Genomic DNA, 16,861 nt, shown 5'->3' with positions numbered 1-16,861 from the left:
GAGAGCCTCAGTAGACGGGCAGCCGGCGGGGGCCGAGGTCGGTGGTGGCCGGCGGTCTGGCGAGCCGGACGGAGGCATCGAGGACGGCCAGGCCGCGCGGGGCGACGACGACCGGTTCGAGGTCCACCGCGACCACCTCGGGGTGGTCGTCGACGAGCCGGGAGACCCGCAGCAGGAGCTCCTCCAGGGCGGCGGTGTCCACGGGCTGGGAGCCGCGCCAGCCGAAGAGGAGCGGGGCGCTGCGGATCGACCGGATCTGCTCGGTGACCTCGCGGTCGGTGGCCGGAATCAGACGGTGGGCCATGTCGCCGAGCAACTGGGAGGGCGCGCCGGCCAGCCCGAAGGAGAGCACCGCGCCGGCGGAGGGGTCGATGGCGGCGCGGACGACGGTGTCGACGCCGCGCGGCACCATCGCCTGGACGACCGGCCGCAGCTCCTCGGGGGAGCCGAGGAAGTCGGTCAATTCGGTGTAGGTGCGGCGGAGTTCGGCCTCGCCGGCGATGTCGAGGCGGACGCCGCCGAGGTCGGCACGGTGCCGCAGGTGGGGGGCGGTGGCCTTGAGGGCGACCGGGTAGCCGAGCCGGGCGGCGGCGCGGACGGCGGCGTCCGGGTCGGGGGCCGGGAGGGCGGGGCGGATGGGGATGCCGTAGCGGGCGAGCAGCGCCTCGGCGTCGGCGGGCGGCAGTGCGACGGAGCGGCCGGGGGCGACCTCCCTGGTGAGCCGGTCGAGGAGCCGCTCGATGTCGGTGCCGGCGGCCGTCTCCTCGATGTCGTCGTATTCGGGTACCCGGCCTGGTTCGGCGGCCGTGCGGCGCCAGGCGGCGTACCGGACGGCCTCGGCGAGGGCGCGGACGGCGCGCTCGGCGGCGGGGTAGGCGGGGATGAGGACGGGGCGGGGGCCGGGTGGGGCCTCGGGGGCGGCGGTCTGGCGGGCTTCCGGGGCGGACGCCCGGTCCGGGGCGTGCTCATGGGGCGGCCCTGCGGGGGTGCGTCCCGAGGCGTCAGGGACCGGGCCGGGGGCCGGGGTGGCCGGTTCCTGGGATGCGTGCGGCGCGTTGGGCTCGGGCGGGGCGGCGAGCGTCTCGGCCAGGTCGTCCATGGCGAGGTGGACGACGGTGACCGGTTTGCCCGGGTCGGCGGCGACCGCGGCGCGCAGGGCGTCGGCGAGTGCGATGCCCTCGCCCCCGCCCGGGCCGGCGGTGCCCTCCTCCCCCACCCACGGGATGGCGGTGACGACGACGGCGTCCCAGCCGTCGCCGGCGAGCGCCTCGGCCAGGGCGGCGCGGAAGTCGTCCGGGGTCGCGTCGGAGGGCAGGACATGGGGGCGCTGCGGGCGGAGCCCCTCGGTGAGGCAGGCGTCGTAGGCAAGCAGGGCCAGCGATTCGGAGTTGCCCAGGATGGCGACGCGCGGGCCGGTCGGCAGCGGCTGGGAGGCCAGCAGGAGCCCGGCGTCGATCAGCTCGGTGACGGTCTCGACGCGGATCACGCCGGCCTGGCGCATCAGGGCGGCGACGGTGCTGTCGGGGACGCGGACGGTGGGCACGGCGTGGCCCATGGGGGCGGCGCCGTGGTGCCGGGCGCCTTTGGCGACGACCACGGGCTTGACGGCGGCGGTGCGGCGGGCGAGCCGGGTGAACTTCCGTGGGTTGCCGATGGACTCCAGGTAGAGGATGGCGACGTCGGTGTGCGGGTCGTCGTACCAGAACTGGAGGAGGTCGTTCCCGGAGACGTCGGCACGATTGCCGGCCGAGACGAAGGTGGAGATGCCGGCGATGCCGCCGTCACCGGGGCCGCGCTCGTGCAGTCCGCTGAGCAGGCCGATGCCGATCGCTCCGGACTGGGTGAACAGGCCGATGCGGCCGGCGCCGGGCATCCGGGGGGCGAGCGAGGCGTTCAGCCGGACGTCGGGGGCGGTGTTGAGCAGACCGAAGGCGTTGGGGCCGATGAGGCGCATGCCGTACGAGCGGACCTGGCGGAGCAGCGCGCGCTGTCGCTGGCGGCCCTCGGGGCCGGACTCGGCGTACCCGGAGGAGAGGACCAGCACCCCCGGGACGCCGTGTTCGCCGCAGTCGCGGACGACGTCGGGGACGACGGCCGCGGGGACGGCGATGACCGCCAGGTCGACGGGGTCGGGGATCTCGCGCAGCGAACGGACGGCGGGGACGCCCTCGGGCTCCAGGCGGCGCAGGTCCTCGGGGAAGGCGTGGTTGACGGCGTGCACGCGGCCGGTGAAGCCGGCGTCGAGCACATTGCGCAGTGTGGTGCGGCCGAGGCCGCCCGGGGCGCGGCCGGTGCCGATGACGGCGATCGCGCCGGGGGCGAGCAGCCGCTGGACGGAGCGGGCCTCGGCGCGCTGCTCGCGACCGCGCATCACGGCCATGGACTGCTCGGTTGGTTCGAGGCCGAACTCCAGGCGGACGACTCCGTCCTCGAAGGTGCGCTTCTGGGTGTAGCCGGCATCCGTGAACACCTTGATCATCTTGGTGTTGGCGGGCAGCACCTCGGCGGCGAACCGGCGGATGCCCCGTTCACGGGCGACCGCGGCGATGTGCTCCAGGAGGGCGGAGGCGACCCCGCGGCCTTGGTGGGCGTCCTGGACGAGAAAGGCGACCTCGGCCTGGTCGTGCTCGCGGCTCTTGGCGGGCAGCCCGCGGTCGTCGATGCGGTCGTAGCGGACGGTGGCGATGAACTCGCCGCCCACCGTGGCGGCCAGGCCGACCCGGTCGACGTAGTCGTGGTGGGTGAACCGATGGACGTCGCGGTCGGACAGGCGGGGATACGGGGCGAAGAAGCGGTAGTACTTCGACTCGTCCGAGACCTGCTCGTAGAAGGAGACCAGCCGCTCGGCGTCGTCGGGCGTGATGGGCCGGATGCGTGCCGTGCCGCCGTCGCGCAGGACCACGTCGGCTTCCCAGTGGGTCGGGTACGCGTGGTCCGGCGGCGTCTCCATGCGGACAGAGTACGGCGGGGCACCGACAACCGGCTCGGCGTGCGTACGCTCGATTTCCCGGGCCTCGCCCCGGGAGCAAGGGCCCGGAAGGGGGTCCGGGCGGGCCGGCCGGGAGTCCGGGCCGGAGGGCTTCGGGACCACTCCGGGCCGCATGCCAGAATGGTCTAGACAACAGTCACGACTTTGAAGGGCAACACCATGGCTGAGCGCCGCGTCAATGTCGGTTGGGCCGAGGGCCTGCACGCCCGCCCCGCGTCGATCTTCGTCCGAGCGGCCACCGCCTCCGGTGTCCCGATGACGATCTCCAAGGCGGACGGCAACCCCGTCAACGCCGCCTCCATGCTCGCGGTCCTGGGCCTCGGTGCCCAGGGGGGCGAGGAGATCGTGCTGGCCTCCGACGCCGAGGGCGCCGAGGCCGCGCTCGACCGCCTGGCGAAGCTGGTCGCGGAGGGTCTCGAGGAGCTCCCCGAGACCGTCTGAGGAGCTTCGGGGCCGGGTGCCCTTCTCCCCACCTCTGCTGACGCGGCCCCGCCGCGGTGACCGGGACGACCCGGTGCCGCGGCGGGGTCGTTTCACTGGGGCGGTGTCACGGGGGCGCTGTCCCTCCGGGGCGTCCTCGGTGTCGCGCCCGGCAGCGGACTCTTCGACCGGCGTCCCGGTGACGTCCGGAAGCTCGCGGGGAGAAGGGGAAGAAGCCACCGGGACATTAGACACGAGCCCGGAAAGGCCGCACGACTGTTTTCCTCGCAGCGAAGCGGGATTTCCCGGTGCAGCTCCGCGCGGGAAATCCCGGCATCGGCAGCCAGAATCCGCACCCCTGTACATTCCTCAGAGCGGGACCACGGAATGGGGGACAAGGAAAGAGTGGGGATCACAGAGCGCGAAGCGCGAAATACGAGCCTCCCCCGCCTTCGCCCCCTCGCCTTCCCGCCACTCTCCCCCCATGGAAGCAATTCCCTTTCCCGTCCCTTTTTATACGGGGCCATTGTTAAGCCCGGGCGCGCGCCGTGTTGACGGGGCGTTTCGGGTCCCTCACACCGGGAGCGGCGCGCCGCAGCCGGTACACGGGAAGCGACCGCTCGATGTGCGCCGCCATGAGGGCGCGCGCCCGTTCCGCGTCACCCCTGGCCACCGCGTCAAGCACGGCACCGTGCTCGTCCCACGATGCGGTGACCCGGGACGGTGGCTCCATGACGTACATCCACTCGATCTTGCGCCGCAGCTGGGTGAGGAGTGCCGTGAGGCTGGGGCTGCCGGCCGCCTGGGCGAGCGTTTCGTGGAACCAGCCGTCCAGTTGCCGCAGGTCGGCGGCATGGCCGTGCCGGGCCCGCTCACGACCGAGCCGCACCAGGCCGCGCAGCACCTTCAGATGGGCGGAGGTGCGGCGGGCGGCCGCGCGGGCAGCGCCCAGCGGCTCCACGAGGGCACGGAGGTCGAGGAGGTCGGCGGCCTCCTGCTCGGTGAGTTCGGCGACGCAGGCGCCCGCGTGATGGCGGGTGGTGACGAAGCCCTCGGACTGGAGGGTGCGCAGCGCTTCCCGCACCGGGACCCTGGATACGCCGTACCGCGCGGCGAGAATGTCCTCGATCAGTCGGCTGCCCGGCGCCAGTGCACCGGCGACGATATCGTCGCGAATCGCCGTGCACACCGCATGCGCGGAAATATGGCCTCGCATCGTCAGTGCCTCCGCCGTAATCACCGGGACCGCCGCCCCTGCGGCGACATTCCCTGACTTTATTCGACCGTTGGGAATTCTCCCTCGGGATCTCGTGAATTCACCGAAGCTTTTCGGCCGATGCGTGGGAGTCGGTACACGCCCCCGTGCCGGCCTTTTCCGGGAGACGACGGAGCCCCGGCCTGCCGGTGTGGCGGGACGGGGCTCCGGGGGACGGTGCTGCGGCGGGGTCCGGGTGGGTCAGACGGTGACGCCGTGCGCGCGGAGGTAGGCGACCGGGTCGATGTCCGAGCCGTAGTCGGGACCGGTCCGCGCCTCGAAGTGGAGGTGCGGACCGGTGGTGTTGCCGGTGTTGCCGGAGAGGGCGATCTGCTGCCCGGGGGTGACCGTCTGTCCGACCGTCACCCCGATCGACGAAAGGTGACCGTATTGGGTGTACGTACCGTCGTTCATCTTGATCACGACGTTGTTGCCGTACGCGCCGCCCCAGCCGGCCTCGACGACGGTGCCCGAACCGACCGCGTGAACGGAAGTGCCGTAGGCGGCGTGGAAGTCGATGCCGGTGTGGCTGCCCGAGGACCACAGGCCGCTGGACGCCTTGTAGGCGGTGGAGACGTAGGAGCCGGTCACCGGAGCGACGAAGGTGTTGAGGCGCTTGCGCTCGGCCTCGCGGGCGGCGCGCACCTTGGCCGCGCGCTCCTCGTCGGCCTTCTTCTTCGCCGCCTCGGCCCGCCGGGCGGCCTCGGCTTCGGCCTTCGCCTTGGCCGCCGCGGCCTCGGCAGCGGCCTGCTGCGCGTCCGCCTGGGCCTCGATCCGGACGGCGAGTTCGTCACCCATCACGACGGCCTGCCGGAGGCCGGTGTCGTGGAGAGCGGGCTCGTCCGTGGCGGCCAGCGCGGGCGACGCCACGGAGGCGACGACACCGGAGGCGGCCAGGGTGGCTATGCCGGCGAGGTTGCGGGTGGTGCGAGCGGTACGGCTCGCGCGGCGGTGCTTCCCGGTGGCACGGGTGAACGCCATGTGGCGGCTGGTCCTTTCCTTCCCTCTCGCCTACCGGGTTAGCTGACGGGTTCGGAGCAGGAAGGTCTCCTACGGGTTCCTCCGGGGAGGCGCCCGATTCACCCCAAGGGACATGTGGGTCCCCGGCTCCCCTGGCTCGCGCCGTACGGGGACTCGGCGATGGCTGTCCGGTGCCACTGGTGTGGCGGAGTTGTGACGAACAGCCGGACCGACGCTAATCGGGACAACTTTCGATCGGCAAACAGAACCGGATTTTTGTGCGCCACGCCACACGCGAATCGGGCAACCGGCACAACCGGCCGGGCATCCTCGACCGTCCGCGCAGCACGGTTCCCACCGGCCGTTCCCGCCGCGGGCACAGGGTGACATGGCGTGCACGCGAAGCGGCTCCCGTGGCAAGTGCCCGCCACGGGAGCCGCTTTGTCGACAGATGACGGGCCGTCGGGTGAGGGCCCGTCACACCGGGGGTCAGCTGCTGACGACCGTCACCTCGCCGATGCCCAACGCCTTGACGGGCTCGGCGATCTGCGCCGCGTCACCCACCAGGACCGTCACCAGCCGGTCCACCGGGAAGGCGTTGACGACCGCGGCGGTCGCCTCGACGGTGCCGGTCTCCGCGAGCCGGACGTACAACTGCGCCTGGTAGTCGTCCGGGAGCTGCTGCTCCACCTGGTCGGCCAGCGTGCCGGCGACCGCGGCGGCGGTCTCGTACTTCAGCGGTGCGACACCGACGAGGTTCTGCACCGCCACGTCGCGCTCGGCGTCCGTCAGCCCCTCCGCCGCGAGGGTCCGCAGCACCGTCCACAGGTCCTGGAGCGCCGGCCCGGTGGACGCGGTGTCCACCGACCCGCTGATGGCGAGCAGGGCGGCGCCGGTGGCCCCCTCCGGGGAGGACGGGGCGCTGGAGCGCAGTACCTGCCCGAAGGAGCGCACCCCGTAGGTGTAGCCCTTCTCCTCGCGCAGCACCCGGTCCAGACGGGAGGTGAGGGTGCCGCCCAGGCAGTACGTGCCGAGCACCTGGGCGGGCCATACCTGGTCGTGCCGGTCGGCACCGATCCGCCCGATGAGCAGTTGCGTCTGGACGGCACCGGGACGGTCGACGATCACCACGCGGCCGGTGTCGTCGGCGACCACCGGGGAGGGCTGCCGCGGTTCGGCGGTGGAGCCCGTCCAGGCGCCGAGGGTGTCGGCCAGCGCCGCGGCCAGGTCGACGCCGGTGAAGTCGCCGACGACGACGGCGGTGCCGGTGGCGGGGCGGACATGGGCGTCGTAGAAGGCGCGGACGGCGGTCGCGTCGATCCGGGCGACCGTCTCCTCGGTGCCCTGACGGGGCCGCGACATCCGTGAGGTGGCCGGGAACAGCTCCTTGGAGAGCGCCATCGCGGCGCGCCGGGCCGGGTTGGCCAGCTCGTGCGGGATCTCGTCGAGGCGGTTGCGGACCAGCCGCTCGATCTCGCTGTCCGGGAAGGCCGGGGCGCGCAGCGCGTCGGCGAGCAGGCCGAGGGCGCGCGGCAACCGGGAGGCGGGGACCTCCAGGGCGACCCGTACACCGGGGTGGTCGGCGTGCGCGTCCAGGGTGGCGCCGCAGCGCTCCAGCTCGGCGGCGAACTCCTCGGCGGTGTGCTTGTCGGTGCCCTCGGACAGCGCGCGGGCCATGATCGTGGCGACGCCGTCGAGGCCCTCGGGCTCGGCCTCCAGGGGCGCGACGAGGTTGATCTCCACCGCGACGACCTGCTGGCCGGGGCGGTGGCTGGTCAGCAGGGTCAGACCGTTCGCCAGCCGGCTGCGCTCGGGCGCGGGGAAGGCCCACGGCTTGGGAGCGCCGCCCCGGGGCTGCGGGTGGAACTCCATGGTGCTCACGGGGGCGTCTGCGGGGGTGGTGGCGTCGGTCACTTGGCCGCCTCCTCTTCCTCGGTGCCGGCGGCGTCGGTGTTCGCGGTGGGCTCGTAGACGAGCACGGCGCGGTTGTCGGGGCGCAGCCGGGCCTTGGCGACCGCCTGCACCTCCAGCGGGCTGATCTCCAGGACGCGCTGGACGGCGGTCAGCGCGAGCTGCGGGTCGCCGAACAGGACGGCGAAGCGGCACAGTTCGTCGGCTCGGCCGCTGACCGTGGCGAGCCGGTCCAGCCATTCGCGCTCCAACTGGGCCTGGGCCCGCTCCATCTCCTCGGGGGTCGGGCCCTCTTCGGCGAAGCGGGCCAACTCCTCGTCGACGGCGGCCTCGATGGCGGGCACCTCCGTGCCGCCGGACGTCTTCACGTCCAGCCAGCCCAGCGAGGGCGCGCCGGCCAACCGCAGCAGGCCGAAGCCGGCGGCGACCGCGCTCCGGTCGCGCCGCACCAGGCGGTTGTACAGGCGCGAGGACTCGCCGCCGCCCAGGATGGTGAGCGCGAGATCGGCGGCGTCGGCCTCGCGGGAACCGTCCTGCGGGAGGCGGTAGGCGGCCATCAGGGCCCGCGAGGGGACGTCCTCCTCGACGACGGTGCGGAGCTGGTCGCCGATGGTCTCCGGCAGGCTGCCGTCGCGCGGCGGCTGCTTGCCGTCGTGCGACGGGATGGAACCGAAGTACTTCTCCACCCAGGCCAGCGTCTGCTCGGGGTCGATGTCGCCCACGATGGACAGGACCGCGTTGTTGGGCGCGTAGTACGTCCGGAAGAAGGCCCGCGCGTCCTCCAGGGAGGCGGCGTCGAGGTCGGCCATCGACCCGATGGGCGTGTGGTGGTACGGGTGCCCCTCGGGGTAGGCCATGGCCGTCAGCTTCTCGAAGGCCGTGCCGTAGGGGACGTTGTCATAGCGCTGGCGACGCTCGTTCTTGACGACGTCGCGCTGGTTCTCCAGGGACTCCTCGTCGAGGGCGACCAGCAGCGAGCCCATCCGGTCCGCCTCCAGCCAGAGGGCGAGCTCCAGCTCATGGGCGGGCATGGTCTCGAAGTAGTTGGTGCGCTCGAAACTGGTGGTCCCGTTGAGCGAGCCGCCGGCGCCCTGGACGAGCTCGAAGTGGCCGTTGCCCTTCACCTGCGCGGACCCCTGGAACATCAGGTGCTCGAAGAGGTGAGCCAGGCCCGTACGGCCCTTGACCTCGTGGCGCGAGCCGACGTCGTACCACAGGCAGACGGCCGCCACCGGCGTCAGATGGTCCTCGGAGAGCACCACGCGCAGGCCGTTGGCCAGCCGGTGCTCGGTCGCTGTCAGGCCGCCGGAGCCGGCTTGTTCTGTGGCCGTGTGACCCATGGGCATGTACGTCCCTTCGATCCGCTTGCGAGGAAGTTCTGTCACTGTATGCAACCGCGCAGGCATCTGGCGAAGTTCCCGTGAGGAAGGGGGCCCGAACGTGCGCCGCGGCCCGCGGCGGGGCGCGAAGGGGGGAGTCGTGGTGAGCGTTGTCAGTGGGGCGGTCCACAATGGTCCGCGTCAGACTCATCGGACTCGCCGGTCGGTCCGCCGGCCGGGCGGTCAACGTTGGTCCCCGGCGTTGGCCCGAAGCGTTGACCCAACAGCGTTGATCACACATCGGCAGTAGACGCAGCAGAAGGAGCCGCAGCCGCGATGGCCCGCCGCAGCACGAAGACCCCGCCTCCGGACGACTTCGAGGAGAGGATCCTCGACATCGACGTCGTCGACGAGATGCAGGGTTCCTTCCTCGAGTACGCGTATTCGGTCATCTACTCCCGCGCCCTGCCGGACGCCCGCGACGGTCTCAAGCCCGTGCACCGCCGCATCCTCTACCAGATGAACGAGATGAGCCTGCGGCCCGACCGCAGCTATGTGAAGTGCGCCCGGGTCGTCGGCGAGGTGATGGGCAAGCTCCACCCGCACGGCGACGCGTCGATCTACGACGCCCTGGTGCGCATGGCGCAGCCGTTCTCGATGCGGCTGCCCCTGGTGGACGGCCACGGCAACTTCGGTTCCCTGGGCAACGACGACCCGCCCGCCGCGATGCGGTACACCGAGTGCCGGATGGCGTCCGCGACGTCCCTGATGACGGAGTCCATCGACGAGGACACCGTCGACTTCACGCCGAACTACGACGGCCAGGAGCAGGAACCGGTCACCCTCCCCGCCGCGTATCCGAACCTCCTCGTCAACGGATCGTCCGGCATCGCCGTCGGTATGGCGACGAACATGCCGCCGCACAACCTCGGCGAAGTGATCGCCGCGGCCCGCCACCTGATCAAGCACCCGAACGCCGACCTCGACAGCCTGATGCGCTTCGTCCCGGGGCCGGACCTGCCGACGGGCGGCCGGATCGTGGGCCTGAACGGTGTACGGGACGCGTACGAGAAGGGCCGCGGCACGTTCAAGATCCGTGCCACGGTCTCGGTGGAGAACGTCACCGCCCGCCGCAAGGGCCTGGTCGTCACCGAACTCCCCTTCACGGTCGGCCCGGAGAAGGTCATCTCCAAGATCAAGGACCTGGTGGGGGCCAAGAAGCTCCAGGGCATCGCGGACGTGAAGGACCTCACCGACCGCGAGCACGGCCTGCGCCTGGTGATCGAGGTGAAGAACGGCTTCAACCCGGAGGCCGTACTGGAGCAGCTCTACAAGCTCACGCCGATGGAAGAGTCCTTCGGCATCAACAACGTCGCCCTGGTGGACGGCCAGCCGCTGACGCTCGGCCTCAAGGAACTGCTGGAGGTCTACGTCGACCACCGCTTCGAGGTGGTGCGCCGGCGCAGCGAGTTCCGCCGCACCAAGCGGCGCGACCGGCTCCACCTGGTCGAGGGGCTGCTGACGGCCCTCGTGGACATCGACGAGGTCATCCGCCTGATCCGGTCCAGCGAGAACAGCGCACAGGCCAAGGAGCGCCTGATGACCCGGTTCTCACTGAGCGACGTGCAGACGCAGTACATCCTGGACACCCCGCTGCGCCGGCTGACCAAGTTCGACCGGATCGAGCTGGAGTCGGAGCGCGACCGGCTGGAGTCCGAGATCGCGGAGCTGACCCGGATCCTGGAGTCGGACGCCGAACTGCGCAAGCTGGTCTCCAATGAGCTGGCCTCGGTCGCGAAGAAGTACGGCACGCCGCGCCGCACGGTCCTGCTGGAGTCCGCGGGCGCCCCGGTCGCCGCGGTGCCGCTGGAGGTCTCCGACGACCCGTGCCGGGTACTGCTGTCCTCCACGGGCCTGTTGGCGCGTACGACCACGGCGGAGACGGCGTTCGACGCCGACGCCAAGCGCGCCAAGCACGATGTGATCGTCTCGGCGGTGCCGGCGACGGCCCGCGGCGAGGTGGGCGCGGTGACGTCCCTCGGGCGGCTGCTGCGGCTGACGGTGATCGACCTGCCGCAGCTTCCGGACTCCGCGACGCCCAGTGTCGCCGGTGGTGCGCCGGTCCCCGAGTTCTTGAGCCTCGAGGACGGCGAGCAGCTGGTGTGCCTGACGACGCTGGACGAGTCCTCGCCAGGACTCGCGCTCGGCACGGAACAGGGCGTCGTCAAGCGGGTGGTGCCCGACTACCCGTCCAACAAGGACGAGTTGGAGGTCATCACCCTCAAGGAGGGCGACCGCATCGTGGGCGCGGCGGAGCTGCGTACCGGCGAGGAGGACCTGGTCTTCATCACCGACGAGGCGCAGCTGCTGCGGTATCCGGCGTCGCAGGTACGGCCGCAGGGGCGGCCGGCGGGCGGCATGGCGGGCATCAAACTGGGCCAGGGCGCGAAGGTGCTCGCCTTCGCGGCGGTCGATCCGGCCGTGGACGCCGTGGTGTTCACGGTCGCCGGCTCGCACGGCACGCTGGACGACTCGGTGGCGACGGCCAAGCTCACTCCGTTCGACCAGTACCCGCGCAAGGGCCGGGCCACCGGTGGCGTGCGCTGTCAGCGGTTCCTGAAAGGCGAGGACTGCCTGACGATGGCCTGGGCCGGCCCGGCGCCGGCGCGGGCCGCTGACGCCAAGGGCGCACCGGTCCCGCTGCCGGATCCGGACCCCCGCCGGGACGGCTCCGGAGTGGCACTGGCCAAGCCGGTGTCGTCACTGGCCGGTCCCGTGTAGCCACGACAGCAGGACAACACCGCACACACCAGACGCCGCCCGGGTGGTGAACAACCGCCTCGGCGGCGTCTGTTGTGTGCGCCAGCAAGCGGCTCGGGTGGTGGCAGACTGCGCCTGACGGCGCCTACGACATCAATTCCCGGGCCCGGGACCGCCTGACGGCACGTGGTCCACCCTGTGATGAGCGCACGGCACACTCCTGCCGCCTCGGCCAGCCCTTAATCCTCCCGCGAAGGCACGTATCGCAGCACGCCCCACATGCTGTTCTCATCCGCCTCCGCCGGGGCGGTCTGCCGGCAGCTCTCCAGCTCCTTGCGCAGCGCCGGAGCGTCGATGCCGCTACCGATCATCACCAGCTGTGTGCAGCGTTCCTCGCCCTTCTGCCAGGGCTCGGGGTAGAAGCGCAGAAAGTTGCCGACCGCGTGCAGCATGAACTTCTGGCGGCTCTCCGGCACGTCGAAGTGGACGAATCCCTTGATCCGATAGAGCCCGCCGGGTCGGCTGTCCAGGAACTCCATCAGGCGGCGCGGATGCATCGGCTCGACGGACGTGAACTCGACGCTCTCGTAGGCGGCGTGGAGGTGACCGGGGTGCTCGCCATCGCAGTCGTGGCAGCCCTGATGGTCGTGGTCACCGTCATCGTCGACGAATCCCTGCCCCGGTGCTCCGTTGGCAGAAGCCTCCCGCAACAGGTCTTCGAACGACAACTGGTGGACCGCCGCGTCACGGTCCCCTCCCGGCCCTCGGTCGAAGAACATCTCGGGGTCGATCTGCCCGTACGCCGTGCAGATCACCGGCCTGCCGGGGGCAAGGTCCGCAAGCGTGCCGATGAGTCCCCGGCGCGCCTCGTCCCCGAGGCGGTCGGCCTTGTTGAGCACTACGAGGTCGGCGATCCCCACGTGCCGGTCCAGCTCCGGATGCCGGGCACGCGTGTCCTCGAACTCCGCCGCGTCGACGACCTCGATCAGCCCGCCGTAGACGATGCGGTCGTTCTCGCTCGCGAGGATCATGCGGATGAGCTCCTGCGGCTCGGCCAGGCCACTGGCCTCGATGACGATCACGTCGATACGGGCCGCAGGGCGGGCCAGCCGTTCCAGATAGGTGTCCAGTTCGCTGGTGTCGACGGCACAGCACAGGCACCCGTTGCCGAGCGAGACCATCGAGTCGACCTGCCCGGCGACCGTCATGGCATCGATCTCGATGCTGCCGAAGTCATTGACGATCGCGCCGATGCGAGTGCCGTCACCGGCGCGCAGCAGGTGGTTGAGGAGGGTGGTCTTGCCCGACCCCAGGAAGCCCGCGAGCACGACGACCGGGATCTGTTGCGTGGCCAAGAGGACGCCTCCATGGAGCGGGTGGCGGGCCGCGCGGCCCAGCGGCGGACGAGCTGTCGATCGTAACGGACCACCCGTGTAATGCCCCGCCCCGCTTCTCACCTGGGGCGGTGTCCCAGCTCAAGCGCGCCGCGGCCTCCGATAGCAACCACACGCATCGAACGATGCCCACCACGGATCACACCAAGATCACACCAAGGCTGACCGCGAAGCTCTGGCCCTATGGCAGGCCAGGGCCGCCCCGCCCAACACCCGAGGCACGCGATACCTGCGCGCCGACGTCATCGCTTCTGCCTGCCCACGTTGGGCCCTGCTGGCCGCGGCCCCCTGCTCCTGCGCCTCGCCGAGCGGCGCCGCACCCATCGGCCTCCACGCCCGACTCCGCTGTACCGGAGGCACGACCGACCACCACCACTCGTCGTTGCGTGCCTAGCCGCCCTCCCGGCATTCCGGACATGACACTCCGGGTTAGGCTCGCCTTCGTGAACAGATGCGCCAGCGCTTCCCTCGAAGCGGCCGAACCTCTGACCGGGACGGCAGCCACCGCCCGGACCTGGCTGTTGATCGAGCAAGCCGGGCCGTGGGGAGCCAGGGCGCTGGAAGACAGCCACTTCGACCCGCACATCGGCCGGGCCCTGGAGGCCTCGGCAGACGGCACTGGCGTACGCATCGCTCTCATCCGGCGCCCCGGACGCCACGCCGATTTCCACGGCACCCCCCGGCGCCGCCTGTTCCTCGCGCACACCGCTCCCGGCCGCTCCTGGGTCCGCACCACCACCGTCACCGACCCTGGAGCCGCGCTCGACCTGGATTTCGCCGCCGCGGGAGCCGGCGAACACCTCGGTCTCTGGGAGCCGTACACCGGCGACCCTGTGGTGCTTGTGTGCACCAACGGCAAACGGGATCGCTGCTGCGCCCTCCTCGGACGACCGCTGGCCGCCCAGCTGGCTGCCGGCATCACCGAGACCTGGGAGGTGACGCACATCGGCGGTCACCGCTTCTCCCCCACTCTCTTCGTCCTCCCGTACGGCTACGCCTACGGGCGTGCCTCGGCTCAGCTCGTCGAGGATGTCGTGGAAGCGGCGCGCCATGGACTCGTCGCGCTCGACCAGTGCCGGGGCCGCTCGACGTGGGACCGGCCGGCCCAAGCCGCCGACCTGGCGGTCCGGGAGCTGATCCGGGAGTGGCGCGCGGACGCACTCGACGTCGTAGGGACCGACCCGATGCGGCCCGAACCGGGGGACGGGCACGGACGGGCGCCTGCCGGTGGTCCGATGGCTGATGTCCCTCGCAGTTGGACCGTCACCGTTGCGCACGCCGACGGGAGGGCGTGGTGTGTGGTGGTCGATGAGCGGACCGATGGTGCTCCGTCGCCCGCCAGCTGTGGTGCGCCGCTCGGTCCACCGTCGCGAATGGCGGTCGCCTCCGTCACCACGCTCACGGACGGCGCTGCTGGACGGCCCTTCTCGTCCGCTGGTCCGCCGTTCTGACACCGGAGGCGGATCCGGCTCCGCCGCTTCGCCGCTCCGATCGGAGTTCCGTGTCCCACCGACCCGTGTGGCGCCGGATTCCACAGCGCGAGCCAACACAACCCCCAACGCCAGCCCCAGCGTGGTAGCGAACCCCAGACTCAACACCGCCCCCGCAGCTCTCAGCGCGGTGGCGCGACTCCGGCTGCTCCGCACGCCCACGATCGACGCCCCGGCAACCCCTCCCGCAGCACACATGCCCGCTCCCCCCTCTGCCCTTGCGCGCACAACGACCGGTCTTTCGCACGCCCGAGCGCGACGCTCTGCTCCAGCCGCCAACCGACATGGGATGGTCGGGACGACCGGCCTCGGACCTGACCCTGCGAGGCTACGCAGACACAACCCGCCACCGCGCGGGCTGTGGATAACCGCCATGCCTGCGCCCGCTCATGCCTCGCCCTCGCCTTGAGCGTGCCCCGAGGCCATGCCCTCCGGGTCCTCCTGGGAAATCTCAACGCCCTTCGCCGACTTGGCGGGCAGCGTCCGGCCTCGCGGATCACCGCGCCGATGCGCCAGGAGGCTCCGCGAGCCCATGACGGTAGGCGTAGTGGATCGCCTGGGCCCGATCCCGGAGTCCCGCCTTCGCGAAGAGATTGTTGATGTGGGTCTTCACCGTCGCCGTGGAGACGTGCAGTGTCCGGGCGATCTCCGGATTGCTCTGCCCTGACGCGACAAGACGCAGAACCTCCAACTCCCTTGCCGTGAGCCCGTCCGGCGGCTCGTCGGGGGGTTGCGGCCGGCTTACGGCGGGCTCGGCGATGCGCTCCAGCAGACGGCGTTGGATCTTCGGTGACAGGCCGGCCTCACCCGAGAGCACGTCGTCGATGGCGCGGACGATCTCGTCACCGTCGGCATCCTTGGTGAGATACCCGTGAGCGCCCGCCTGCAGCGCGGGAAAGAGCGAGTCGTCATCGGCATACGTGGTGAGCACCACGACCTGTGTGCCGGGGTGCTCCGCGCGGATGCGGCGTGTGGCCTCGACTCCGTCACAGCGCGGCATCCGCAGGTCCATCAGGACGACATCGGGGGCGAGTTCGGCAACCAGGCGGACGGCCTCGTCGCCGTCGGCTGCCGAACCGACCACCTCGATGCCCGGCAACAGACCCAGCAGCATCACGATTCCCTCACGCACCACCGTCTGATCGTCGGCCACGACCACACGCCTCGTCGTACGCGCCGTCATGCGGGCACCCACAACCGCACCACGAAACCCTCCTCGTCGGGGGCGGACTCCAGCGTTCCGCCGAGGAGTTCGGCGCGCTCCCGCATCCCGAGGAGACCGTACCCGGAACCGCTCTGCGCCAGCTCACCCGGCGTGCCACGACCACCGGAGTCGCGCACCTCCAGATCCACGTTGCCCTCGGCGTACTCGAGCCGCACGCGCACCTGGGCACCGGGGGCGTGCTTGCGTACGTTGGTCAGCGCCTCTTGCGCAACCCTCCGGACCGCGAGTCCCGCCTCGGCGGACAGCGTGCGCCGCTCCCCCACGATGTCCAGCTGTGCGCCCTCAGCGGCCGTCAGATGGCGCAGGAAGTCGTCGACCGGGACCATCTCCCCACGCAGGGCGGAAAGAGCCTCACGCGTGCCGTCAAGCCCTTCTCGCGCCATTCCACGGCATGCCACCACCCGCTCCAGCAGTTGTTCGCGATCCGCCTCCAGATCACTGCTGCGCTGGATCAATTGGCGAACCGCCTCCAGATGCACCAGTTGGGCACTGAGGCTGTGTGCGAGCACATCGTGGATCTCGCGGGCGATCCGGCCCCGTTCGGCGAGCGCCGCGGTTTCCGCCTCGGCACTGCGGGCCGCGCGCTCCTGGGCCAGCAGTCGCTGTGCGTTGCCGCGCGCCTCGGCATCCAGGCGCACGACGTAGCCGGCGAGGGCCAGACCTCCGGCAGTCACCGCGGTGGTCATCCAGTTGTCGTGGTTCACCGTGACGAAGCCGCCGAGTGCGAGGGCGGAGCACGGCATCGCGGCGCCCAGAGGCAGCCGCTCCATCGCCGTCAAGGCGCAGGCGCACCAGAGGACGATCGCCGGTACACGGGCGCCCACCAGGAAGAAGCCGAAGGCAGCCGCCTCCAGCACGGCGAACAGGCCGATGGAGGGCCAGAGACGCCGTTCCAGTGTCATGCGGAAGAAGCCCCGGAACGCCAGCACGGTGACGACCAGCACGGCACCCGCGGCGGCCAGTCCCCAACCGCTGAAGGTCCCGCTCCCGAAGGTGGCCCAGAGCAAGCCGCCGACCGCCACGACGCGGACGCCTCGGCCGATCAGCAGACGAGTCTCGCTGAGGCCCTCCTTGGAGAGCGACTCCCGCAGCGGCCAACTCGTCAAGGCGTTCGGCGGCACGTCGGGTCCTTTCGGTG

11 protein-coding genes and 1 riboswitch are annotated in these 16,861 nt (G+C 71.5%); of the genes, 3 read left to right on the top strand and 8 right to left on the bottom strand.

Annotated features, from left to right (window positions below; translation table 11 throughout):
* Positions 1–7: 7 nt before the first annotated feature.
* Positions 8–2,950 carry a GNAT family N-acetyltransferase gene (locus K2224_RS35035; RefSeq protein ID WP_221911152.1) on the bottom strand — a complete coding sequence of 981 codons (2,943 nt, stop codon included), beginning with the start codon at positions 2,948–2,950 and terminating at the stop codon, positions 8–10.
* Between the two features lie 198 nt (positions 2,951–3,148).
* Between K2224_RS35035 and K2224_RS35030 the strand changes: the two genes are divergently transcribed.
* Entirely contained in the window at positions 3,149–3,430 is a 282-nt protein-coding gene (locus K2224_RS35030; RefSeq protein WP_026247283.1) for an HPr family phosphocarrier protein, read from the top strand.
* A gap of 508 nt (positions 3,431–3,938) precedes the next feature.
* Here the strand turns inward: K2224_RS35030 and K2224_RS35025 are convergent.
* The 4 genes from K2224_RS35025 to K2224_RS35010 all read right to left on the bottom strand — a co-directional run bounded on the left by K2224_RS35025 (position 3,939) and on the right by K2224_RS35010 (position 8,875).
* Positions 3,939–4,625 (bottom strand): GntR family transcriptional regulator, encoded by a 687-nt coding sequence (locus K2224_RS35025; RefSeq protein WP_221911151.1) that lies wholly within the window; start codon positions 4,623–4,625, stop codon positions 3,939–3,941.
* A 240-nt stretch (positions 4,626–4,865) separates the two neighbouring features.
* Positions 4,866–5,645, bottom strand: a complete 780-nt coding sequence (locus K2224_RS35020; RefSeq protein WP_221911150.1) for a M23 family metallopeptidase — start codon at positions 5,643–5,645, stop codon at positions 4,866–4,868.
* A gap of 12 nt (positions 5,646–5,657) precedes the next feature.
* Positions 5,658–5,814: riboswitch (cyclic di-AMP (ydaO/yuaA leader) on the bottom strand.
* A gap of 299 nt (positions 5,815–6,113) precedes the next feature.
* Positions 6,114–7,496: a pitrilysin family protein gene (locus K2224_RS35015; protein ID WP_221912145.1), complete on the bottom strand. Its 1,383-nt coding sequence runs from the start codon at positions 7,494–7,496 to the stop codon at positions 6,114–6,116.
* Positions 7,497–7,534: 38 nt separating this feature from the next.
* A complete protein-coding gene (locus K2224_RS35010; RefSeq protein WP_221912144.1) occupies positions 7,535–8,875 on the bottom strand; it encodes a pitrilysin family protein in 1,341 nt (446 codons plus the stop codon).
* Positions 8,876–9,190: 315 nt separating this feature from the next.
* Here K2224_RS35010 and K2224_RS35005 point away from each other — a divergent pair, with 315 nt between their 5' ends.
* On the top strand, positions 9,191–11,635 hold the full coding sequence (locus K2224_RS35005) for a DNA topoisomerase (ATP-hydrolyzing) subunit A (RefSeq protein ID WP_221911149.1): 2,445 nt from the start codon (positions 9,191–9,193) through the stop codon (positions 11,633–11,635).
* 218 nt (positions 11,636–11,853) lie between these two features.
* On the opposite strand, the gene K2224_RS35000 is transcribed toward K2224_RS35005, so the two are convergent.
* Positions 11,854–12,969 (bottom strand): GTP-binding protein, encoded by a 1,116-nt coding sequence (locus K2224_RS35000; protein WP_221911148.1) that lies wholly within the window; start codon positions 12,967–12,969, stop codon positions 11,854–11,856.
* 482 nt (positions 12,970–13,451) lie between these two features.
* Between K2224_RS35000 and K2224_RS34995 the strand changes: the two genes are divergently transcribed.
* Complete coding sequence (locus tag K2224_RS34995; RefSeq protein ID WP_221911147.1) at positions 13,452–14,459, top strand: sucrase ferredoxin; 1,008 nt, start codon at positions 13,452–13,454, stop codon at positions 14,457–14,459.
* Positions 14,460–14,994: 535 nt separating this feature from the next.
* Here the strand turns inward: K2224_RS34995 and K2224_RS34990 are convergent.
* Together K2224_RS34990 and K2224_RS34985 are read right to left on the bottom strand one after the other, a co-directional pair.
* Positions 14,995–15,681, bottom strand: a complete 687-nt coding sequence (locus K2224_RS34990) for a response regulator transcription factor (RefSeq protein WP_221911146.1) — start codon at positions 15,679–15,681, stop codon at positions 14,995–14,997.
* Positions 15,678–16,844, bottom strand: coding sequence for a sensor histidine kinase (locus K2224_RS34985; protein WP_221911145.1), 1,167 nt, complete (start codon positions 16,842–16,844; stop codon positions 15,678–15,680). Before K2224_RS34985 ends, K2224_RS34990 begins: the two co-directional genes overlap by 4 nt.
* Between the last annotated feature and the right edge of the window lie 17 nt (positions 16,845–16,861).

It is taken from the genome of Streptomyces sp. BHT-5-2 (assembly GCF_019774615.1).
GTDB lineage: Bacteria > Actinomycetota > Actinomycetes > Streptomycetales > Streptomycetaceae > Streptomyces.
The sequence above is the reverse complement of the archived record's forward strand: the minus strand, read 5'-3'. Positions and strand labels throughout refer to the sequence as shown.